Below are 21578 nucleotides of genomic sequence, written 5' to 3' on the forward strand. Positions count from 1 at the left end.
TCCTAAAACTTTTAACCCTGTATTAGCTGGCGATAAAACTAGTGCCGACGTACGTACAATGCTATTTGATGGTTTAGTGAGTGAAAACCCAATTACAGGAAAAATTGAGCCAGCTTTAGCCGAATCTTGGGAAATTTCAGATGATCAGCTGGGAACTATTTATACTTTAAGACCAAATCTAAAGTGGTCTGATGGTCATCTTTTAACGGTAGACGATGTCTTGTTTACTTACAATCAGCTTTATTTGAATCCTGATATTCCTTCGGGTACAAGGGATGTATTAAGAATTGGTCAGAATGGAACTTTACCTAAAGTAACCAAAATCAATGATCGACAGGTCAAGTTTTCTATTCCTGAACCTTTTGCCCCCTTTCTGGGAGCTACAAGTGCAGCAATTTTACCAGCTCATATTTTGCGTAAAACTGTAGAACAAAAAGACCAAGAGGGAAAGTTGCAATTTCTTTCTACTTGGACAGTGGATACCTCTCCAGAAAAAATTGTTGCCAATAGTGCTTATAAAATAGCAAGTTATACTACTATTCAAAGACTCGTTTTTGAAGCCAATCCCTATTACTGGAAAAAAGATCTTGAGGCTCAAGATCTTCCCCATATTAAAAAAGTAGTTTGGGAAATTGTCGAATCTACCGACAACGCTCTGTTACAATTTCGCTCTGGTAGCCTAGATACACTGGCCGTGTCTGCACAAAATTTTTCCCTGCTCAAAAAAGAGGAGGATAGGGGAAATTTTACTATTTACAATGGAGGACCAGCTTATGGCACAAACTTTATCACGTTTAATCTCAATCAAGGTAAGCAAAATGGTAAACCTGTAGTTAATCCGATTAAATCTCGTTGGTTTAACGATGTAAATTTCAGGCAAGCAGTATCCTACGGAATTAATCGCGAGCGTATGATCAAGAATATCTTTCGAGGATTAGGTGAGCCACAAGTATCTGATATTTCTAAACAATCTCCTTATTACTACGATGGTTTGGCTGGGTATCCATACAATCCCCGAAAAGCAAAAGAATTGTTGTTAGAAGCAGGATTTACATACAATGAACAAGGTCAACTATTTGATGCTCAAGGGAATCGAGTCAAATTTACCCTGAATACGAATACTGGTAGTCCAACTGCCGAAGCCATAGGGAATCAAATTGAAGAAGACCTAGCCAAAATTGGCATGAAGGTTAATTTTAAAACCATTAACTTTAATGTTTTAATTGGTAAGATAGATAGTTCTCTTGATTGGGAATGTATTTTGTTAGGTTTTACAGGAGGAAACGAACCTAATAGTGCCTTTAACCTTTGGTCGCCAGACGGTAACTCTCATATGTTTAACCAGCCTGTAGAAGGTTTGGAAGGAAGAGTAATTGCTGATTGGGAAGCAGAAATAGGTAGACTCTATATCGAAGGAGCAAAAGAGCTAGATATAGAAAAGCGTAAAGCAATTTATGCCAAAGTTCAACAGTTAGGCTCAGAAAAACTACCGCTAATTTATCTCGTTAATCCCTATTCAATGGCAGCAGTACGCAATAACATTGAAGGAGTTGAATATTCGGCTTTGGGTGGTGCATTTTGGAATCTGGATCAGTTAAAGATCGCTGAGTAATATCAAGATGATCCCTCCCTAGAGAAGGGATCTCAAGACCAGGAAAAATTACACAGGCATACCCAAAATATCCTCAATTTTAGGCATTTCTTCCAAAGGAATTACTCGACCTTCATCGGCAAAATTTTCAATTTGGTCAAAATTGAGATAGCGATATAAATCGCTTTCAAAAGGAGCAATTTTTTCTTTGACTACTGCCATATATTCATCTACTGTAGGAATCTTACCCAATAAGGCACAGACGGCAGCTAATTCTGCCGAACCCAAGTAAACCTGCGCGCCTTTACCCATACGGTTGTTGAAGTTACGGGTAGAAGTCGAAAAGACAGTGGCGTTGTCTTCCACGCGGGCTTGATTACCCATACAGAGGGAGCAGCCAGGCATTTCAGTTCGTGCGCCAGCAGCAGCAAAGATGCCATATATTCCTTCTTCTCGAAGTTGCTTTTCATCCATGCGAGTAGGAGGACATACCCAAAGTCTTCCTTTGACGACTCCTGCACCTTCAAGAATTTTGGCAGCAGCACGATAGTGTCCAATGTTGGTCATGCAAGAACCAATAAACACTTCATCTACTTTGTCTCCCGCACATTCTGACATGAGTTTGACGTTATCAGGATCGTTGGGTGCAGCAACAATCGGTTCAGTGATTTGGCTGAGGTTAATTTCAATAGTGTCAGCATATTCTGCATCTTTGTCCGCAGACATTAATTTAGGATTAGCAAGCCATTGCTCCATTTTGGCAACCCGACGCATTAAAGTGCGACCATCCCTATAACCACGGGCAACCATATTTTTGAGTAACGCCACATTAGAACGCAGATATTCGGCAACGGTAGCTTCGCTCAGTTTTATGGTGCTACCAGAACAAGAACGCTCGGCAGTAGCATCGGTAAGCTCAAACGCTTGTTCTACCTTAAGATCGGGTAAGCCTTCCATTTCCATGACTCGTCCATTAAAGACATTTTGCTTATTCTCTTTGGAGACGGTTAGTTTTCCTTGTTGGATAGCTACCCAGGGAATAGCATTAACAATATCTCTGAGGGTAATTCCTGGCTGTAATTCCCCTGTAAAGCGAACTAGCACAGATTCGGGCATATCCAGAGGCATTACTCCTAATGCTGCGGCAAAGGCGACTAACCCAGAACCAGCAGGGAAGGAGATCCCGAGAGGAAAGCGAGTATGGGAGTCGCCACCAGTCCCCACTGTGTCAGGCAATAACATTCTATTTAACCAAGAATGAATGATTCCGTCTCCTGGACGTAAGGCGACACCACCACGAGTAGAAAAGAAATCTGGTAAATTCTTGTGAGTATTGATATCCACCGGCTTGGGATAGGCGGCGGTGTGACAGAAAGTTTGCAGAGTTAAATCGGCATTGAAACCAAGACAAGCTAACTCTTTTAATTCATCTCTAGTCATTGGACCTGTTGTATCTTGAGAACCAACGGTAGTCATCATTGGTTCACAGGATGTATTAGGACGAACCCCAGGTAAACCACAGGCTTTGCCGACCATTTTTTGCGCTAGAGTAAAGCCTTTGCCAGTGTCTTCTGGTAGAGATGGACGAGTAAAGATTTCTGAGACAGGCAAATTTAAGGCTGCCCTAGTTTTATCAGTTAAGGCACGACCAATAAGCAAGGGAATTCTCCCCCCCGCACGCACTTCATCAATGATTGTGTCAGGTTTGAGGGTAAAAGTAGAAATCACCTCACCCGCTTCGTTAGTAATCTTGCCTTGATAGGGATAGATGGTAATTACATCTCCTGTCTTCATCTGGGAGACATCGCACTCAATCGGTAATGCTCCTGAATCTTCTGCTGTATTAAAGAAAATGGGTGCAATTTTATTACCTAAAATATAGCCACCAGCTTTTTTGTTAGGCACAAAGGGAATTTCATTGCCGATATGCCACAACACGGAGTTGATCGCCGATTTACGAGATGAACCAGTACCAACGACATCACCAACATAAGCGACAGGATGACCTTTAATTTTTAACTGGGCAATAGTCTCCAAGCCATCAGGCATTTTCGACTCTAGCATGGCCAAAGCGTGGAGGGGAATATCGGGGCGAGTAGTGGCGTGAGGTGCAGGAGACAAATCATCAGTGTTGGTTTCTCCTGGTACTTTAAATACAGTTACAGTAATCGCTTCAAGAAGCTGAGGACGACTAGTAAACCAGACTGCATCTGCCCAAGAATCAATTACCTGCTGGGCAAATGAATTGCTTTTAGCCAGTTCTAATACGTCGTTAAAGGCATCAAACACTAATAAAGTCTTGCTTAAAGCTGTAGTTGCTTCTGTAGCGATTGAACTCCCTCCACGCTCGGCGATCGCACCATTATCAGACTTGAGCAAATCCACCAAAGAATGGACATTATAGCCACCAATCATCGTCCCCAATAAATATACTGCCTCTACTGCCGAAATAACTGGACAGTTAATTTCGCCCTTGGCTACACCAGTTAAGAAACCTGCTTTAACATAGGCTGCATCGTCTACACCAGGGGGGACGCGATCGCGCAATAACCCTAAAAGTTCCTTTTCTTCACTTGCAGGGGGATTTTTTAAAATTTCACATAATTCTGAAGTTTGTTGCGCCGTTAAAGGTAAAGCAGGAATACCCAAGGCTGCTCTTTCTGCTGCGTGTTTTCTATAGCCTTCTAGCATTATATTTAGTTCTCCTTTCTAATATGCAGATAAATAACAGAATATTTATTCTCTCATCGATCTCTTAGTCTGTTTTGTTCACAAAGAGTATTTTTGAATGAGATATTGTCTATTAAGCTTCACGTTATCAATAGTCGCGCGATCGTTAAACATTGAGCAATCGATGTTCACTGTTCATTGTTCATTGTTCATTGTTCATTGATTTAAATTCCTGCATGTCCTAAAGCAATCCCTGTAAACAGCATCCCAAGGACTAAAAATGGTTGGGCGCTGGCTTGATATTTAACATCATTTTCCAAAGGATTACGCAAAAAATACATATCCTGAAAAACAATTTGAGGAATAACCAGTAAAAAGACAATGGTGGCGTAAAGATTCTCATGGATTGATACTAAATAACCACTAATGCCAATTTGAAATACATCAATCATAATTACGCAAATCCAAGCTGCGGTGGTTACCCCAAACATGACAGGCAAAGATTTTAGACCTAATTCGCGATCGCCTTCGACGCTTTTAAAGTCATTGACAATGGCAATCCCCAACCCAGCGAAACTATAGATTAAAGTCAAAATGACGATTTTCCAGTTTAAATCCCCAAACAAGGCATGACCCGTCCACCAAGGCAGGGCAATATAGCTTGAACCCAAGGCATAAGTACCTAGCCAGCCGTTTTGCTTCAGTTTTAATGGTGGTGCGGAGTATATATAGGCTATAAATGATCCACCCAAGGCAATACAGAGGATGGTGGGGAAATCATGACCCGCTGCTAGGTCTAAACCATAAGCCAAAGCTATCCCAGCCAATAACAGGACAAAAATCTGCACTTTCACTTGGGCAAGAGAGATTGCTCCCGAAGGAATCGGTCGGTAAGGCTCGTTAATCGCATCAATGTCGCGATCATATAGCTCGTTAACGGTTTGCGTGTACCCCGTCATCAATGGGCCTGAAAGTAACATACAGGCTGCCGAAAGTAAGAAGTTTTCAACTGTCCAGGTATAATTGCCCGAAGAAGCTGCACCACAAATAACGCCCCAGATCAGGGGAATCCAGGTAATCGGCTTCATTAGCTGAAGACGTATTTTCCAAATAGATGTTTCTCCTGCTGCTGCGCCTTTCATTCCCAGCAGTTGACGAGCCTTAGAATTACCTGAATTATCTAGTTTTTCGGGATTCTTGGTGGAATCAGACATGATGATATATAAACGTTTATTTGCTCTTGACTCTTTTACTGCTGTTTTCCCTACCTAGATCTTATACGGGCGAACAGCTATTCGCCCCTACTTAACTAACCTAACGTTACTTCCAAATAACCATTGGTAAATTTTGCCCCTGTAACTGAGTTACCACTCCAAGCAGGAGGGAGGGTAATATTGCGTCGTTGATCCCCTGCTTCAATGGTAATTTCTGGTCCATATTGCGTTAGCTTGACATCTTTTTTGTCAAATCCTGGCAAGAATACTTTAATCTTACGCTCTGCCATGATGAATTCTGTTGCTTTGGGAATATCGACACTTGCTGGCATTTTTGGCAATTGATCGATCAAAGGCTGCCAGTTGCTACCGTCGTAATTCGGCATAGAGGTAATTGGTAGAGGTTCAAATTCAGTCGTTTCAGTTTCTCCTCGTAGCAATACTCCTCCAACGCCCAAACCAACCTGTTGGGCGCTCCCCCAGAGATATTTAGCTGTAGCGATCGCCACAGGATCGGCTGTAGTGACTAAATAAGCCATCACCTTACCCTGGCTTAATGCTGCTGTACCATCTTCGAGCATTTGGGTGGCAGGATTATTGGTGTTGCCTCTAAGATCGTTAGCCGACCAAGAAGTATTTAAAATAGCGCTGCTTACAGGTTGGACGAAAGGAGATAAAGTTTTTACAATGTCAGACTCAGCAAAAATTCCGCGAAAACGGCGAAAATACCAACTTAATATGTCAGGCAAACCAAACATCCTCAGCGTATCGATGCCTCCCGTTCCGTCATAAACAATTACGTCATATTGATTTTTTTGATAATATTCGCGAATGGTATTGAGGGCCAACGCCCGATCCATGCCTGGCAAGACACCCAACTCTTGACCATATACTTGTTTAAGAATTGGCGATCGCAAATATTGGGCTTCAATTTGCTTAACTTGTTCCCAGCTATTTTCTAGCAAGACAGCAGAATTTAACTGCATCACGGCAAAATTAGCACCAATCTCTTGGGGTTCGGTAGTCGGCGTTGCGCCTAAGATTAAACCAAAAGCAGGGGTAGGATCTTGCCCCATCAAAAGCACTTTTTTCCCTTCTGTAGCTAGTTTTTTAGCAGTTGCGATCGCGCTAATGGTGCGACCCGTACCGCCTTTACCTAAAAAGGTGACGATCAAGGACATATTTAAGAATTTAGTGAAAATTTTAGTCTGTTATGGATTTAATTTATTATGACTAGTTTACGGGTTTGATTTCATCCTCAAAAAACCAGGTTGAGGTGCGATCGTCAAATTGAACTACCACACCAACGCCACTACCATCGGTCATTTTATATTCTTTAATGATGCCGACTTTTCCTAACGTTCCCGCAACGTTCCTATTCACTCGATCTTTGAGCCGATAAACTTTTACCTTTTGCCCGATTTCCATTGCTATGAATTTATCCTGAATTATAATGAGCCAACTCACAGTTTAGAGCAAAACCACCCCTTCTTAAAAGTCAGAAATTCTCCAAAATCACTTTGGCTACTCAAAGTTGGAATCGCTAAAATAACTAAAGAAACTTATTTTTATTAGTTATGGAGTACATGACTAAAACATTTTATCGGTGGAGATATGGGTTAATGGCGATCGCTTTAAGCAGCGCAATTAAGCTTCCCGCCCAAGCAGTTCAAGCACCTGATGGCACAGTCTCTTTTGAATCAGGATTATTGCTGCTCGATGCCTATACTACTTTTAGTGGAGTTAGAGTCAGACAAGCAAGATACTATTTTGATCTTGAATTGCCCGATGACATTGGTGAACCCTTGCAAGAGGTGGTAATTCAACAACGCAGTGGTGGAGACGAAATTAAATTTAAGCCCGAAGAAACTGAGGTGTATTTAGGTAGTCATCGCGATAAAGCAGAGCGCATACAGGCGATCGCTAAGACAGATGAAGCTACAGAAAAGATTACAGTGCAGTTTAACCAGCCAATCCCCCCAGGTAATAGCATCACCATTGGCTTAAAGCCGAGAAGTAATCCTGACTTTGGGGGCGTGTATTTATTTGGTGTCACGGCTTACCCTAGAGGAGACAAAGCTCGCGGGATGTACTTAGGTGCGGGACGATTACATTTTGATAGCAACGATAGTGATCCTTTTTAAGTAGCTAGGCATAATTAATTTGAAGACTGATATGAGGTGGTGGAGTAGTGGAGATAGGGGAGTAGGGGAGAAAAATAAGAATCCGTTATTTTATATTTAATTCCACCCAGCTACTTAGCTCTTAAAAACTCAACAGAATTTAGGATATTAACACTGCCCTCAAAAATCATCGTTTGCAGTGATTAATCACTTTTATTTGTTGTATTTGTAACATTAAGCAAGATTTTGTTGCTCTAGCTACATCATTATCGCCTCAAAAAAGCTAAACCTAGTATTGAAACCCTAAAACAATTATGCGTTTGACAACATAAATAGCGAGATTTGTTGGAGATTGATTTACAAAAGTTAATATTAGTATATAATTGCTAGAAAACAAATTTTCGACTTATCTGATTGTTGATATATAAGCAAATTTATTAAGCGCAGTAATACTAATTCTAATTCCCTAATTTTTCTATGAAAAACACTCAAACCAAGCAGACAGATCTCCCTCATGTAGTAATAGTCGGCGGTGGTTTTGGCGGACTTTATGCAGCTAAATCTCTTAAAGATGCCCCCGTCAAAGTGACGTTAATTGACAAACGTAATTTTCATTTATTTCAACCTTTGCTATATCAAGTGGCGACAGGTACTCTATCCCCTGCCGACATTGCCTCTCCTTTGCGGGTGATTTTGAGTAAACATAAAAATACTCAGGTTTTATTAGATAAAGTTGTTGATATCGATCCTGATGCCAAAAAAGTCTATTTAGAAGAAAGAGAAGCATTAAATTATGATGCCTTGGTGGTAGCAACTGGTGTAAGTCATCATTACTTTGGTAACGATCAGTGGCAGAATGATGCTCCAGGTTTGAAAACCGTAGAGGATGCTTTGGAAATGCGTCGTCGGATATTTACGGCGTTTGAGGCAGCAGAAAAAGAGACAAACCCAGAAAAGCGTCAAGCTTTATTAACATTTATTGTTGTTGGTGGGGGTCCTACTGGAGTAGAGTTAGCTGGAGCGATCGCTGAAATTGCTCATCAATCAGTTAAAGATGACTTTCGCGATATTGATACTACCCAAGCAAAAATTGTGTTGTTTGAGGGGATGGAGCGCATCCTACCTCCCTATCCTGAAGAGTGTTCAGTCCAAGCTCAAAAGTCATTAGAAAAACTCGGTGTAGAGGTTCAGACTAAGACTTTAGTAACCAATATTGCCGATCATTCTGTAACTTATCGTCAGGGTGAAACAACCGAAACTATTAAAGCTCATACAATTCTTTGGGCTGCGGGAGTTAGAGCATCGTTTATGGGTAAAGTGCTTGCCGAGCGCACAAAAGCAGAATTAGATCGTGTTGGCAGAGTAGTTGTTGAATCTGACTTAAGTATCAAAGATTATCCTGATGTATTCGTCATTGGTGATTTAGCTAACTTCCCTCATCAAGGTGAACGTCCTTTACCTGGAGTTGCCCCTGTAGCAATGAAAGAAGGAGAATACGTGGCAAATTTAATCGCCAAAAGAGTAATTGGCGTAAAGGTTAAACCCTTTAGCTATCAAGATCTGGGTAGCATGGCAGTAATTGGTCAAAATAAAGCCGTCGTCGATCTTAATTTTGCTCGATTCTCTGGTTTTATCGCCTGGATTATTTGGGTGTTTGCTCACATCTACTACCTGATTGAGTTTGATAATAAACTAATCGTCATGATTCAGTGGGCGTGGAACTACTTTACTCAGGGAAGAGGAGCGCGTTTAATCACCATCAATACTTCTTTACAGTTAGAAATTAATCCTCCTCAGCCAGGGAAAGAATCTACACCTCAGTCAAAACAAGAGCCAGTATCCGTGTCTGCATAAGCAGATATAGCGGTGCAAGATTAGGTTAGGACATATTAAAGTTATTTGCTCATAAGTAACAAGTATAGTCATTCCAATTAATTTCCTTATGGTAGTTTTGTATTGATAATAAGGTCAAATCTTATTTGCTACTTACTATAGTCATTTTAATTAATTTCCCTATGGTAGTTTTGTATTAATGATGATGGTGAATTTTACTTGTTACTTGTTACTTGTTACTTCGTTATAAGATCCACTGGTTGCTATTTGAAATGACTATAACGAGTAATGATTGTCCTAATATAAGTGCGTATCGCTATATCTTGCCTTAAAGGATTAGATTAGCAACACGAGTTTAGTCCTTTAGGGTTTCGCACTCTAGCTGAATTTATCTAATATCTAGATCTTCTACAACGCTCCTGCTGCTGTTTTATCGATAATGCTGCCATCTCCTAGGTGGTTAGTTAGATTAATTGCTTGGAGTACGGGTTTACCCGATGCACCTTGAGGGTAATCAATCACACTGACGGCACAGTTTCCCTGTTTAATATTCCAAAAATTATCAGGTTTTAGACCAAGCAGATAGCAAATAATTACTTTATTAATTGCATCATGAGCCACCACTAGTCCTGTTGCGGAGGTGTCGGTATTGCTATGAGCTGCTACAATTTTATTCCAGGCGGAAACTCCGCGATCCCAGACCTGCTGTAGGTTCTCTCCTTCTGGCATCTGAACGGTTTCGGGCTTGTCTTTCCACTGCTGAAGTAATTCAGGATATTCGGCTTTGATTTGCGTTTCGAGCATTCCTTCCCATAAGCCATGACAAATTTCGATTAGTTCTGGGGTGGTGGTTAATTCAACCCCATCATGGTGTTCGAGGATGATTTGGGCGGTTTCTTTGGGACGCATCATCGAGCTAGAAACGGCAAAGTCGATGGGAATATCTTGTAAAAATACGCTGGCTTTACGTCCTTGCGATCGCCCGTTATCATTTAAAGGAATATCTCTAATGCCCTGAAAACGAGATTCTTTGTTCCAGTTGGTTTCACCATGACGTACCAAGAGTAAACGAGGGCCTGAATGAGTTGGGCGCACTGGAGGAATTGCCATACCGACATGGGAAGTCTGATTGAGAGATTCTAGCTGTACTGGTTCGCCAAATTCACCTGTGAAGTTAAGGATATTAATGCAGCAGTTGGACTGTTGAATCGAGTGATAACGATCTGCACTGATACCAATGGCACTCATAATTAAACAGCGATTAATGCCGTTATGGGCAGTAATTAAAATAGTTTGTTGGTCTTGAGCGATTACCTGTTGCCAAAATTCTTGTGCCTGTTGATAAAGAGAACGTACAGGATAATATGCTTGCCCTTTGACGAGCATTTTGAAATCTTGAGGATTTGTCTGCCAATGTTGATATTCAGACCCAAACTTAGAGATCACCGTATCTTTTTTCATCTCCTCCCATAAGGGAAGATCAATCTCCATTAATTTCTCAGTTGGCTGTAAGACGGGAGGATTAGTTAAATACTGATGAATGATCTCTGCCGTATGTTTGGCACGCTGTAGAGGACTGCAATAGAAAGCATCAATTTTAAGACCACTCAAAGCTTCTCCCACCCTTCGTGCATCCCTCATTCCTTTCTCGGTCAAAATAGACTTATCACAACGACCCTGAATTATCTTTTGGGCATTAAAAGTGCTTTGTCCATGACGAACGATAATTACACGAGTAGCCAACCTCTTCTCCTCTCCATAAGTCAATAAGTCGGGTAGGGCAAGGACATCTGTGCTCCTTTCTCTCCCTTAAAAACCAAACATGCAACTTGCAAAGCACTCGGCTCAAGCAGCATTGCTCAATCTTGTTTACCTTAGATAGTGTACTTGATGATGACAAAGAATTACCAAGAAGACAAAAGATATCAAGATCTGGAAGGATTAGATAATTTTGCTACTCAAATCATTAATCATTTCTTTGGCGAAAACAAGAGGATGGGAAACCAACTACTGCGCATTATGTCATTGGCAAAGCTACGAACTGTCCACTGTACCAGACTGTTACGATAATCAGTGGCGATCGCGATCGCGCTAATATCATAGTCTAGAGCAGCAGCAGTGATCTCATGTACAGGATTGCCTACTTTTACTAAAGTATTTATCTCCAGATCTAACGCTTCTAATTCTTGCTTTACCGACTTCAAACTATTTTCAGCTTCTTTGACTCGCTCTTCGATTAAAACAGACTGACGAACACAGTCATCAACCACCGATACCAACATGCACTGCTTTAAAGAATTATCGGGACGATTTTGAGCATACTTTTTAACTTGCTCAATTAAATAACGAGCAGTTTCGCTGTTGTTGTAAGGAATTAATAAACAACGCCACAAATGACTACAGCGAAGTTCTAGTTCTTCCAAAGTATAAGTGGTAATCAGTTCAGGGCGAATAATATTTAAGGGCTGACTCGTGAGCTTTGCTAAACCTTTACTGGTACTGCCAAAAAAGTTTTCTTGTAACGAACTTCTGATGGGAGTTCCTGTTATTAGCACCTCTACAGGATGCTTTTTTAAGATTCTGGGAATTGTGTCTAAAGGTTTTCCTGAAAGCACCTCTACTTGAACATCTAGGTTATTTGGAGCGTTGTCTAGAGCTTTTTGTAGTCGTTGCTTGGCTTGTTCTACTTTCTCATCGTTGATGCGTGGCACTTCTCCTTCTTCCCAAAGGGGAACACTATGAAAAAAAACTATTTTTTTGAGACCACTTTGAGCCAAGTTAGGCACACAGTTGGCTAAACGAGATAAACCATCGGTAAAATCTGTACAGATTAAGCAGCTTTGAAACATACAGGCTAAATAGCAAATTTCTTTTTTTTACCCTAGCAAAAAAAGGTTAAATCGTTGCTGTAATCTTAATTTTCTTATTTTTTCTTGAGTTTCAACCCCAGATCCCCAGCTATTTTACTGGAACTTAGCAAGAGAAGGAGGCTTAACCAAGCACTTACTTGTGACCTATACACTAGGAGGAGAATCTAGCCCCCACTGATGACGAATAAAGTCCTGATACATATTGTCCTTGACAATCATTTGCTCGTAAAGCTTAACCAAAAAATCTTGAGCCTGCTCGTGACTCATCGATTTTACTTGAGTTTCGAAAGAGCGAATATTAAATTTCTGCTCTAAAGACAGCTTTATTGAATCTGACATAAAACCACACTCCTTAGTTTGAGATTAGCAATTCATTTGTCCTGTTAGATGTAAGCTATTATTACGTTAACTTGACAAATACTTTACTTAGTTATATTGACTAATATATCCGATTGTCAACTATTAAGCTAAATTCCAGCTCTTTCTTAAGACAGAAATTTAGGAGAAGAAACGTAAATAAATTGAATAAACTGGCTAAGGGCGTAAACATTCTGTAATAATTAGCATAAGGTGCAATTTTGAAATTAAATTTAACTGATAATTTTGATTAGCTGGCGCTCTTTTTATCGATATTGCGATCGCAGATTATTCTGCCGTTTTGCGGTAAAATTTGCCTTGGGCTATGACTAAACTACTATGGCTAATAATAGCCAGATGAGGTTATCTAGCTAGCTCATTTCAATGTCAGCAAAGCTGTTTCAATAGAATATCTGGCATAGAAATAAGTCGATTTTGTCTACAAAAAAAAATCCATCGATAAAAACTTTTTCGATAATCAATTTATATCTTGGCTTAACTGCCACTAAAAAAGCGTTCGCTCTGCACACATTTTTGGAATTCAATCAGCTTGGGAGATTATAGTTTTATGTCTATTCGTTTGTACGTGGGTAACCTACCCAAAGAGGAAATTGAACGCGATACTTTAGCAGCTATGTTTGCTGATGAAGGAGAGCAAGTTTCAACTAAAGTAATCAAAGATCGCAAAACAGGTAAATGTCGTGGTTTTGCTTTTGTTACTGTTCCTACCGATGAATTAGCCGATCAGTTTATTGAAAAATATAACGGTCAGTCTTTTATGGACAGTCCCATCAAAATCGAAAAAGCCTTACCTCGTTCTAAGAGTGAAGATGCTGAAGCAGCACCCGAAGGTAATAATGGTGGTGGCAGTAATACCGATGCACCTAAGCGTAAAACTGCGAACAAACGCAGCAGTGGCAAAAAACCCAGTACCAATACTCAAAAACAACAGGGTAGTATTCAGCCCGATCCTCGTTGGGCAGATGAATTAGCCAAGCTCAAAGAAATGTTGGCAGCAGCCAATAACTAATGCTCATGAGGGAATATATCGTAGTAAACGAGTGACGCCCTTAGCTATAGGCTATCAACTCAATTGTCAGAAGTAAAACTTTAACTTGATTAATAACGGTGATAATAACTCGGAAAGAAATCTGGGGTAATTGTCACCATTATTTTTGGTGAACAGAACGATCCAGAATGAGTTAAACAAGTAAATTTTAAATAGCCTTTTTTCAAGCTTTGGGGCAAACATCTGAGAAAATAAACTCTAGATTAAACAAATATAAGACTAGATAAGGAAATTAAATTCATGAGCGATCCTGTCAAAACAATGAAGCAAGAAGTAGGTAGAGCAGCCGCAGCGCGAGTCAAGTCGGACTCTATTGTCGGATTAGGATCTGGTTCTACTGCTGCCTATGCTATTGAGTATATCGGCGATCGCTTGGCTAAGGGAGAAATCACCAATATTCAGGGTGTTCCTACTTCGTTTCAAGCGGAAGTATTAGCCAAAGAATTTAAAATTCCCTTAGTTACTCTAGATGCGATCGATCATATCGATATTGCGATCGACGGTGCTGATGAAGTAGATCCGCAAAAAAACTTGATTAAAGGTGGTGGTGCAGCCCATACCCGTGAAAAGGTAGTAGATAGTCTGGCTAAAGAATTTATTGTTGTAGTGGACGAAGGTAAATTGGTTGATAAACTTGGTTCGACCTTTCTTTTACCAGTAGAGGTAATTCCGATGGCGCTTGCCCCTGTAATGCGTAGTTTAGCAGCATTAGGTGGTAAACCAGAGTTGAGAATGGGTGTAAGAAAAGCAGGTCCTGTAGTGACGGATCAAGGAAACTTAGTGATTGATGTAAAATTTGACCACATCAAAAACCCTGGAGAAATGGAAAAAGAAATTAATAATCTGCCAGGGGTCTTGGAAAATGGTCTGTTTGTTGGGGTAGCAGATCTTATTTTAGTAGGAAAAATCGTCGATGGTAAGCCAGAAATTAGTGAGTTTTGATCGATCTACTGATTAAATCATTGGAGTAGGCATTATCAAGAATTAAAAAGTGCAATGAGCAATGTTTCTAATGTCTACCCCAATAATTCGCTTTAAATGATTGGATTACTTGTTCTAATGTCTTACTTTTTTTGCCCTGGTTGTAACTGGCTGTCTTTTTATACCTAGTTTTTACACCTAGGCAGTTTTTAATCAAGATAAAGCCTTATTGACATTAAGGTATTGGCGTAAAAGGAATAGGCTTAAAGTTTGACCAAGGTTGAGAGGTAAAATCGACACCCCTTCCAAACGAGATTGCAACCAACCATCGCCCCAGTGCCATTCATGAAAACCATCAATTCCTTTGCTCAGTATGAGGCGGAGGCTGTGATCGTCAACAAAATCCACCTTGTGATTAATCTCTACAAATCCCCAAGAGCTAACGAAAGTATCTCCAGGACTTAACTTGCCAGATAGGGAGGCAAAGCTTTGGGGCCACATCCATTGCTTCAAGCGATCGCTTTCGAGTAAACTGTCCTTGATCATTTGCTCTGAAGCGTTAACTTCAATTCGCAAGTTGCTTTGCTGAAAATTTCCCAACATATTCGCTCAACCTTAATTTTTAGGGTCTTTACTGTTAATCAACCCTAATATCAGTTTAGTTGAATTTTTGAGGTAGTTTCAACAATAAAGTTTTTGAACTTTGTAGTAACCTACAAGAAGAGAATTTTCGCTCACAGATTCAAAACTTTTTGTAAGTCAAAGATCCGAGTTAGCTTCACATAATTAAACAATCCTTCAAGCTAATCAAACCCTTGTGGAATGGTAAGCTAGCAGTTGCACTAAAAAAAAATATTAAACAGGAATTAATAAAATGAGCGAAGTACAGGAAACGCCATTGCTGTTAAGAGCAGCCCGTGGCGAAAAATTAGAGCGTCCTCCTGTTTGGATGATGCGCCAAGCGGGAAGATATATGAAAGCATATCGTGATATCAGAGATAAATATCCTAGCTTTCGTGAACGTTCTGAGATTCCTGAAGTAGCAATTGAAATCTCTTTGCAGCCTTGGAAAGCTTTTCAACCCGACGGCGTAATTATGTTCTCCGACATTGTTACCCCTCTTCCTGGCTTGGGTATTGAAATGGATATTGCCGAAGGGAAAGGGCCGATTATCAGTTCGCCAATTCGCTCACAGCAGCAAGTAGATGAGCTACAGGCTTTAGAACCAGAAGAGTCTTTACCTTTTATTAAAACTATTTTAGAAAGCTTGCGCTCAGAAGTAAATAATCAATCTACTGTCTTAGGTTTTGTTGGTGCGCCCTGGACTTTAGCTGCTTATGCCGTAGAAGGTAAAGGTTCAAAAACCTACTCGAATATCAAGGGAATGGCATTTTCCGACCCAACGATTTTACATCAGCTATTGAGCAAACTAGCAGATGCGATCGCCACTTATGTCTGCTATCAAATTGACTGTGGCGCTCAAGCAGTGCAAATGTTTGATTCTTGGGCGGGGCAATTATGTCCCCAAGATTATGAAGCCTTTGCCTTACCCTATCAACAGCAAGTATTTCGTAAAGTAAAGCAGACTCATCCTGATACACCACTGATTTTGTTAGTTAGCGGTAGTGCTGGTTTGCTTGAGCGTATGACTCCTTCAGGGGCAGATATTGTCAACGTAGATTGGACGGTGGATATGGCTGAAGCCAGACAGCGACTAGGTAAAGAGATGAAAGTACAGGGAAATATTGACCCTGGGGTTTTGTTTGGTTCTCATGAGGTGATTCGCGATCGCATTTTAGATACAATTCGCAAAGCGGGTAATCAAGGACACATCCTTAACTTGGGACACGGAGTATTAGTTGGAACTCCTGAAGATAATGTCCGCTATTTCTTTGAAACCGCCAAGCAAGCAGATCAATTATTAGCACACGCTTAGCAATGAGCAATGAGCAATGAGCAATGAGCAATGAGCAGTGAGCAGTGAGCAGTGAGCAGTGAGCAATGAGCAATGAGCAGTGAGCAGTGAGCAGTGAGCAGTGAGCAGTGAGCAATGAGCAGTGAGCAGTGAGCAGTGAGCAGTGAGCAGTGAGCAATTAGGAGAGGTTTAAAGCCTCTTCTAATTGAGCTAAAAGCTAAAAGCTAAAAGCTAAAAGCTATTTTACTTAAACAAGTCTGGCTTACGTTCGGAACTACCTGGTGCTGGCGCAGCAGCATTACTTTTGAGGTATTGTCCTGTACCGCCGTCAGCGGGGTCTAAAAATGGTTTTAGATTAATGTCTTCAGGTGAAGGTTTACGGGAGTTATTACTGCTGTTTCTACTGCCGCCATTAATGACCTTGCCAATTTCGCCTAAGATATCGCTGCCTCCTCCCTGGCGATCTCCAAAGGTATATACTCCTTGAGTTGAACCACCATCATCAGCAACCAAGAGATTATCGAAGATCAAATCGCGAGTTAGTTGTGGATCTTGTCCTGGGGGAACAGTCAGGACAATCCGACAGTCTCGAGGGTCTACTTCGGTTGTAACACAGATGGTATTGTAGCCATTTTCTGCTCCTGTAGTTAACTCCAGTAGTCCATCCTCACGATAGGATTCAAAGCGAGAGGTAATAGCATCACAACGTTTTTGAGGAGTCCAGCCACCACCCAAGGCACTGGGAATTGCCCAAGCATAACCTTGATCGGGCTGGCTTTCGGGATAGTACATGACAGTGTACTCACCATTAACTAATTCGCAGCTAAATCGAGTATCTGTATTACGAGTGGTGCTACGATTAGTACGAGAAGGAGAAGTAGATCCTGGTTGGTCAATAATAACTTCAGGCGGTCGGCTTTGAGAAATGACTTGGCGTAACTGGTGAATACTACCAAAGTTCAAACCTTTAAGATCCAAAGCATTAACCTTGGTCGGGATGCCTAAAAAAGCGATCGCGCCAGGAATAGTAGCTAGTGAAACTAAAGTTTTAAAATGCTGATTTAAATTCATAGATCTTAATGACTCTTTGATTAATTTCCGCAGAAATAGTTAGTGATGAGTAGAAAAATTATGAGGATAATTATGGTTAATGCCTCATGTTTACTTAACTCTTCAGTATATTTGACGATCAACAAAAGCAAAAGTTTCAGAGAAACTTAATAAAGTAGTAGATAATAACAGATAAATCTTTAGAGATAAGTCTCGTTATTCTATTCATTACCAGGCTCGCTTAAAATCAGCGGATTATCGAAAAACAGGGGTTTTATACAATTGAGTGTCAAACAAAGTTATGTGATTGCAGCCGAAGCATGGCAAGCTCTCGAATCATCTATTATTTACTATCGAGGAAACCCTATTGGCACTTTAGCTGCATGTGACTACAGTTCCCCTGCTTTAAATTACGATCAGTGCTTTGTCCGAGATTTTGTGCCTGCTGCGCTAATATTTTTAACTAGAGGCAGAACAGAAATTGTCCGTAATTTTTTGCTTGAGACTCTTAAACTACAGATCAAAGAAAAGCAGCTCGATTTTTTGGAGCCTGGACGTGGATTAATGCCAGCTAGCTTTAAAGTACTGCATCAGGGAGATGGAGAATTTCTGAAAGCCGATTTTGGCGACCATGCCATTGGTCGAGTTACTCCTGTAGATTCTTGTCTGTGGTGGACTTTTTTGCTCAGAGCTTACGTCAAAGCAACGGGAGAAAGTTCTTTTGCTCACAGTCCTGAAATGCAAAAGGGCATTAGATTGATTATTGAGCTTTGTCTCTCGGCAAGATTTGATATGTACCCAACTTTATTAGTTCCTGATGGAGCTTGTATGATTGATCGTCGTATGGGTATTAATGGACATCCTTTGGAGATTCAGGCGCTATTTCATACTACTCTGCGCTGCGCCAAAGAACTATTGCTCTACAACAAGGAAAATGCCAAAATTCTTCAGGCAATAGAAAATCGTATTCCTCCCTTAACTAGCCATATTCGTCATAATTATTGGCTAGATCCCGAAAAGCTCAACGTCATTTATCGCTACCATGCGGAAGAATATGGGGAAGATGCTTTAAATCAGTTTAATATTTATGCTGAATCAATTCCCTATGCTGAACTAAGTGAATGGTTTCCTGAACAAGGCGGTTATTTGGCAGGCAATCTAGGTCCTTCTCACTTGGACTGTCGATTTTTCGCTTTAGGCAATATGATGTCAATTTTGTCCTCTTTAGTAACACTGCAACAGGGACAAATTATTCTACACACCATTGAGCAAAAATGGGAAGATTTAATTGGCTGGATGCCGATGAAAATTTGTTTTCCTGCTCTCAAGAACCGAGACTGGCAAATTCTGACTGGCTGTGACCCCAAAAATCGTCCTTGGTCATATCATAATGGGGGCAACTGGCCTGTTCTATTAGGCTTTTTTGTCGCAGCAGCAGTTAAAATGAATCGTTCGGATCTAGCGCAAAGAGCAATTGATGTTGCAGCCAAACGTTTACATAAAGACGAATGGGTAGAGTATTATGATGGTAAAAACGGTCGTCTGGTCGGGAAAGAAGCTAGAAAGTATCAGAATTGGACAATATCTAGCTTTTTATTGGCTCAAGAGTTAATCGATGAACCTAAATACCTCGACTGGATCTCTCATGATTGGGTCAAGCTATAATTACTGATTTTCACTGATTTTCAAGCTTGAATTGCTGCAATAGATAAAGGTTCGATTCCTGCTTGATTGAGAATTTCGGGAATTAAGTCCTCACGCTTGACTGCCATTAGGTGTACTCCCTGACAAATATCTTGGGCTAGTTTAACCTGTTCTGCTGCGATTTTAACCCCCTCTTCGAGTGGTTTTTCAGCCTTGGCTAAACGGTCAATTATAGCCTCAGGAATGTCTACTCCTGGCACGTATTTATTGATAAACTTGGCATTTTTAGCTGATTTCAACAAGAAAATGCCTGCTAAAACTGGCTTATCGCTAATTGAGGCAATTTGGGTCATAAATTTATCTAGCTTATCAAAATCAGTGATCATCTGACTCTGAAAGAATTGCGCCCCCGCTGCCAATTTCTGTTCAAATCTCTTTTGTAGACTTGACCAGCTTTTTAGTTGAGGATCTACCGCTGCACCAGCAAATAAATTGAGGGCATCATCGGGCATAACTTGATCGTTAAAATCGACTCCGCTATTGAGTTTACTAATTAACTTGAGCAATCTTACCGACTCTAGTTCAAATACTGCTCGAGATTTTTGGTGATCTCCTGCTTTAACTGGATCTCCTGTCAGTGCCAAAACGTTGCGAATACCCAGGGCATAAGCACCCATCAGATCTGCTTGTAAACCAATACAGTTGCGATCGCGACAGGCCATTTGACATACTGGTTCAATACCGTGCTGTAAGAGAATTGTCGAAGCAGCGATCGCAGACATTCTCAATACTGCACGACTACCATCGGTAACATTAACTGCATGAACTCTATCTGTTAACTTTGATGCTACCTCGATCATTCGAGCAGGGTTTCCCCCTTTTGGTGGAGCAACTTCCGCCGTCAGTAAGAACTTTTTATCTAATACTGCCTGTCGAAGATTATTAGTCATGTGATACAAGGTTAATTATAATTATGGGTATTTTTTAACTACAAAATCTAGGCTTTGGATGGTTATGTTTAATTATTCCCATTATGTTAAGCTAATCCAGCCTAAAGTTAGTTTACAGAGGTGGTAAAAATCCTAGTGCATCTTTAACTCTAGTTAATGTTTGATTAGCCACAGCACTAGCTTTGCTCGCCCCTTCTCTTAAGACTGAATCAAGATAATCTCGATTGTTCATCAACTCATGATATTTGTGCTGAATTGGTTGGAGTGCTTCAATCGTAGTTGCTGTTAACAGAGGCTTAAATTGTCCCCATCCCATATCCTGACACTCTGCTGCTACTTCTACTTTGGTTTTGTTGCCGAGAATCTGATAGAGAGTTAGCAAATTATTACATTCGGGACGTTCGGGATCATCAAAAGTAAGACCTTTGATGGGATCTGTCTTACACTTTTTAATCTTGCGTTTGATTGCCTCGGCAGAATCGAGCAGCTCAATCCGACTAAGCTCTGAAGGATCGGATTTGGACATTTTCTTGCTACCGTCAGTTAGACTCATGATCCTCGCTCCCTCCTCGCGAATCATTGGCTCAGGCACTTTTAAGACAGGCTTTTGTTTACCAAATTGATCATTCACTCTAGCTGCAATGTCTCTAGTTAATTCCAAATGCTGTTTTTGATCTTCCCCTACAGGTACTCGATCCGCATCGTAAAGTAGGATATCGGCCGCCATTAAGACAGGATAGTCTAGTAGTCCAACACCAACGTTTTCCCCTTGTTTAACGGCTTTTTCTTTAAACTGGATCATTCTTTCTAACCAGTTGAGGGGAGTTACACAGTTGAGCAACCAAGCAAGCTCACTATGAGCCGACACATGAGACTGCACAAAAATAGTCGAACAGTTCAAATCAATCCCACTGGCTAAATATACAGCAGCCATTTTCAGGGTATTTTCGGCTAAGGTTTTGGCATCATGAGGTACTGTAATCGCATGAAGATCAGCAAAAAAGAAGAAATTATCGTAGTCTTGCTGAATGTCTACCCAGTTACGAATTGCCCCTAAATAATTGCCTAGATGTAGATTGCCAGTAGTCTGAATCCCTGATAATACCCGCTTCTTGCTCATGTTATCTGTGTATTGTTGCTTTTATCCTGCTTCAATATAGCAATATAGCTAAAAAAGAGCATAATACTTATGCAAATCAGTAGTATTACATGATTTTTGGGAATAAATTTTAGCTGAAGATGGATCGTGTAAACTATGGCAAAGTCATTACTATTTGATCTTAAAGCTTATCTATTGACATCCTCCCGCCACTAATCGGAGTACCGATATAGTGGGGGATTCCTAAGACTCACGACTTAGGTTTCTGTTTC

18 protein-coding genes are annotated in these 21578 nt (G+C 40.6%); 7 read left to right on the forward strand and 11 right to left on the reverse strand.

Going from position 1 to position 21578, the window contains the following annotated elements; all coding sequences use genetic code 11:
- On the forward strand, positions 1–1612 hold a 1612-nt coding region (locus C7B62_RS17690), incomplete at its 5' end, for an ABC transporter substrate-binding protein (RefSeq protein WP_106239840.1).
- Positions 1613–1660: 48 nt separating this feature from the next.
- On the opposite strand, the gene acnB is transcribed toward C7B62_RS17690, so the two are convergent.
- The 4 genes from acnB to C7B62_RS17710 form a co-directional block, all read right to left on the reverse strand.
- Positions 1661–4282, reverse strand: coding sequence for a bifunctional aconitate hydratase 2/2-methylisocitrate dehydratase (acnB, locus tag C7B62_RS17695; RefSeq protein WP_106239848.1), 2622 nt, complete (start codon positions 4280–4282; stop codon positions 1661–1663).
- A gap of 203 nt (positions 4283–4485) precedes the next feature.
- Positions 4486–5475 carry a chlorophyll synthase ChlG gene (gene chlG / locus C7B62_RS17700; protein WP_106239854.1) on the reverse strand — a complete coding sequence of 330 codons (990 nt, stop codon included), beginning with the start codon at positions 5473–5475 and terminating at the stop codon, positions 4486–4488.
- A 95-nt stretch (positions 5476–5570) separates the two neighbouring features.
- Complete coding sequence (locus C7B62_RS17705; RefSeq protein ID WP_106239858.1) at positions 5571–6656, reverse strand: ArsA family ATPase; 1086 nt, start codon at positions 6654–6656, stop codon at positions 5571–5573.
- Between the two features lie 52 nt (positions 6657–6708).
- A complete protein-coding gene (locus C7B62_RS17710) occupies positions 6709–6903 on the reverse strand; it encodes a DUF2862 domain-containing protein (protein WP_106239910.1) in 195 nt (64 codons plus the stop codon).
- Between the two features lie 158 nt (positions 6904–7061).
- On the opposite strand from C7B62_RS17710, the gene C7B62_RS17715 reads away from it, so the two are divergent.
- Together C7B62_RS17715 and C7B62_RS17720 are read left to right on the forward strand one after the other, a co-directional pair.
- Positions 7062–7619 carry a DUF2808 domain-containing protein gene (locus tag C7B62_RS17715; RefSeq protein WP_106239861.1) on the forward strand — a complete coding sequence of 186 codons (558 nt, stop codon included), beginning with the start codon at positions 7062–7064 and terminating at the stop codon, positions 7617–7619.
- Positions 7620–8075: 456 nt separating this feature from the next.
- Positions 8076–9452, forward strand: coding sequence for an NAD(P)/FAD-dependent oxidoreductase (locus C7B62_RS17720; RefSeq protein ID WP_106239866.1), 1377 nt, complete (start codon positions 8076–8078; stop codon positions 9450–9452).
- Positions 9453–9839: 387 nt separating this feature from the next.
- Here the strand turns inward: C7B62_RS17720 and C7B62_RS17725 are convergent, their stop codons facing one another.
- From C7B62_RS17725 to C7B62_RS17735, 3 genes are all read right to left on the reverse strand, one after another.
- Positions 9840–11174, reverse strand: a complete 1335-nt coding sequence (locus C7B62_RS17725) for a histidine phosphatase family protein (RefSeq protein ID WP_106239870.1) — start codon at positions 11172–11174, stop codon at positions 9840–9842.
- Between the two features lie 227 nt (positions 11175–11401).
- Positions 11402–12280 (reverse strand): universal stress protein, encoded by an 879-nt coding sequence (locus C7B62_RS17730; protein ID WP_106239873.1) that lies wholly within the window; start codon positions 12278–12280, stop codon positions 11402–11404.
- Between the two features lie 165 nt (positions 12281–12445).
- Positions 12446–12640, reverse strand: coding sequence for an NblA/ycf18 family protein (locus tag C7B62_RS17735; protein ID WP_106239876.1), 195 nt, complete (start codon positions 12638–12640; stop codon positions 12446–12448).
- 586 nt (positions 12641–13226) lie between these two features.
- Between C7B62_RS17735 and C7B62_RS17740 the strand changes: the two genes are divergently transcribed.
- Complete coding sequence (locus C7B62_RS17740) at positions 13227–13688, forward strand: RNA-binding protein (protein WP_106239880.1); 462 nt, start codon at positions 13227–13229, stop codon at positions 13686–13688.
- Positions 13689–13967: 279 nt separating this feature from the next.
- Positions 13968–14669: a ribose-5-phosphate isomerase RpiA gene (gene rpiA, locus C7B62_RS17745; RefSeq protein ID WP_106239884.1), complete on the forward strand. Its 702-nt coding sequence runs from the start codon at positions 13968–13970 to the stop codon at positions 14667–14669.
- A 192-nt stretch (positions 14670–14861) separates the two neighbouring features.
- Here rpiA and C7B62_RS17750 read toward each other — a convergent pair whose 3' ends face one another.
- Positions 14862–15251, reverse strand: a complete 390-nt coding sequence (locus tag C7B62_RS17750) for a hypothetical protein (protein ID WP_106239887.1) — start codon at positions 15249–15251, stop codon at positions 14862–14864.
- A gap of 271 nt (positions 15252–15522) precedes the next feature.
- Here C7B62_RS17750 and hemE point away from each other — a divergent pair, with 271 nt between their 5' ends.
- Positions 15523–16584, forward strand: coding sequence for a uroporphyrinogen decarboxylase (hemE, locus tag C7B62_RS17755; RefSeq protein ID WP_106239891.1), 1062 nt, complete (start codon positions 15523–15525; stop codon positions 16582–16584).
- A 222-nt stretch (positions 16585–16806) separates the two neighbouring features.
- Here hemE and C7B62_RS17760 read toward each other — a convergent pair whose 3' ends face one another.
- A complete protein-coding gene (locus tag C7B62_RS17760; RefSeq protein ID WP_106239894.1) occupies positions 16807–17634 on the reverse strand; it encodes a COP23 domain-containing protein in 828 nt (275 codons plus the stop codon).
- A gap of 261 nt (positions 17635–17895) precedes the next feature.
- On the opposite strand from C7B62_RS17760, the gene C7B62_RS17765 reads away from it, so the two are divergent.
- Positions 17896–19278, forward strand: coding sequence for a glycoside hydrolase 100 family protein (locus C7B62_RS17765; protein WP_106239898.1), 1383 nt, complete (start codon positions 17896–17898; stop codon positions 19276–19278).
- 20 nt (positions 19279–19298) lie between these two features.
- Here the strand turns inward: C7B62_RS17765 and C7B62_RS17770 are convergent, their stop codons facing one another.
- The gene (locus C7B62_RS17770; protein WP_106239902.1) at positions 19299–20207 is read right to left on the reverse strand and encodes a methylenetetrahydrofolate reductase; all 909 of its coding nucleotides are present in this window, start codon (positions 20205–20207) and stop codon (positions 19299–19301) included.
- 112 nt (positions 20208–20319) lie between these two features.
- Positions 20320–21327, reverse strand: coding sequence for a tryptophan--tRNA ligase (gene trpS, locus C7B62_RS17775; protein WP_106239905.1), 1008 nt, complete (start codon positions 21325–21327; stop codon positions 20320–20322).
- Positions 21328–21578 lie beyond the last annotated feature (251 nt).

This window comes from Pleurocapsa sp. CCALA 161 (assembly GCF_003003995.1).
Taxonomy (GTDB): Bacteria; Cyanobacteriota; Cyanobacteriia; order Cyanobacteriales; family Xenococcaceae; genus Waterburya.

Excerpts from the sequence above, each read along its gene's own strand:
- C7B62_RS17735 (WP_106239876.1), bottom strand. The coding sequence starts at position 12,640 with ATGTCAGATTCAATAAAGCTGTCTTTAGAGCAGAAATTTAATATTCGC.
- trpS (WP_106239905.1), bottom strand. The coding sequence starts at position 21,327 with ATGAGCAAGAAGCGGGTATTATCAGGGATTCAGACTACTGGCAATCTA.
- C7B62_RS17770 (WP_106239902.1), bottom strand. The coding sequence starts at position 20,207 with ATGACTAATAATCTTCGACAGGCAGTATTAGATAAAAAGTTCTTACTG.
- C7B62_RS17760 (WP_106239894.1), bottom strand. The coding sequence starts at position 17,634 with ATGAATTTAAATCAGCATTTTAAAACTTTAGTTTCACTAGCTACTATT.
- C7B62_RS17740 (WP_106239880.1), top strand. The coding sequence starts at position 13,227 with ATGTCTATTCGTTTGTACGTGGGTAACCTACCCAAAGAGGAAATTGAA.
- hemE (WP_106239891.1), top strand. The coding sequence starts at position 15,523 with ATGAGCGAAGTACAGGAAACGCCATTGCTGTTAAGAGCAGCCCGTGGC.
- chlG (WP_106239854.1), bottom strand. The coding sequence starts at position 5,475 with ATGTCTGATTCCACCAAGAATCCCGAAAAACTAGATAATTCAGGTAAT.
- C7B62_RS17720 (WP_106239866.1), top strand. The coding sequence starts at position 8,076 with ATGAAAAACACTCAAACCAAGCAGACAGATCTCCCTCATGTAGTAATA.
- C7B62_RS17730 (WP_106239873.1), bottom strand. The coding sequence starts at position 12,280 with ATGTTTCAAAGCTGCTTAATCTGTACAGATTTTACCGATGGTTTATCT.
- acnB (WP_106239848.1), bottom strand. The coding sequence starts at position 4,282 with ATGCTAGAAGGCTATAGAAAACACGCAGCAGAAAGAGCAGCCTTGGGT.
- C7B62_RS17710 (WP_106239910.1), bottom strand. The coding sequence starts at position 6,903 with ATGGAAATCGGGCAAAAGGTAAAAGTTTATCGGCTCAAAGATCGAGTG.
- C7B62_RS17750 (WP_106239887.1), bottom strand. The coding sequence starts at position 15,251 with ATGTTGGGAAATTTTCAGCAAAGCAACTTGCGAATTGAAGTTAACGCT.
- C7B62_RS17715 (WP_106239861.1), top strand. The coding sequence starts at position 7,062 with ATGACTAAAACATTTTATCGGTGGAGATATGGGTTAATGGCGATCGCT.
- rpiA (WP_106239884.1), top strand. The coding sequence starts at position 13,968 with ATGAGCGATCCTGTCAAAACAATGAAGCAAGAAGTAGGTAGAGCAGCC.
- C7B62_RS17705 (WP_106239858.1), bottom strand. The coding sequence starts at position 6,656 with ATGTCCTTGATCGTCACCTTTTTAGGTAAAGGCGGTACGGGTCGCACC.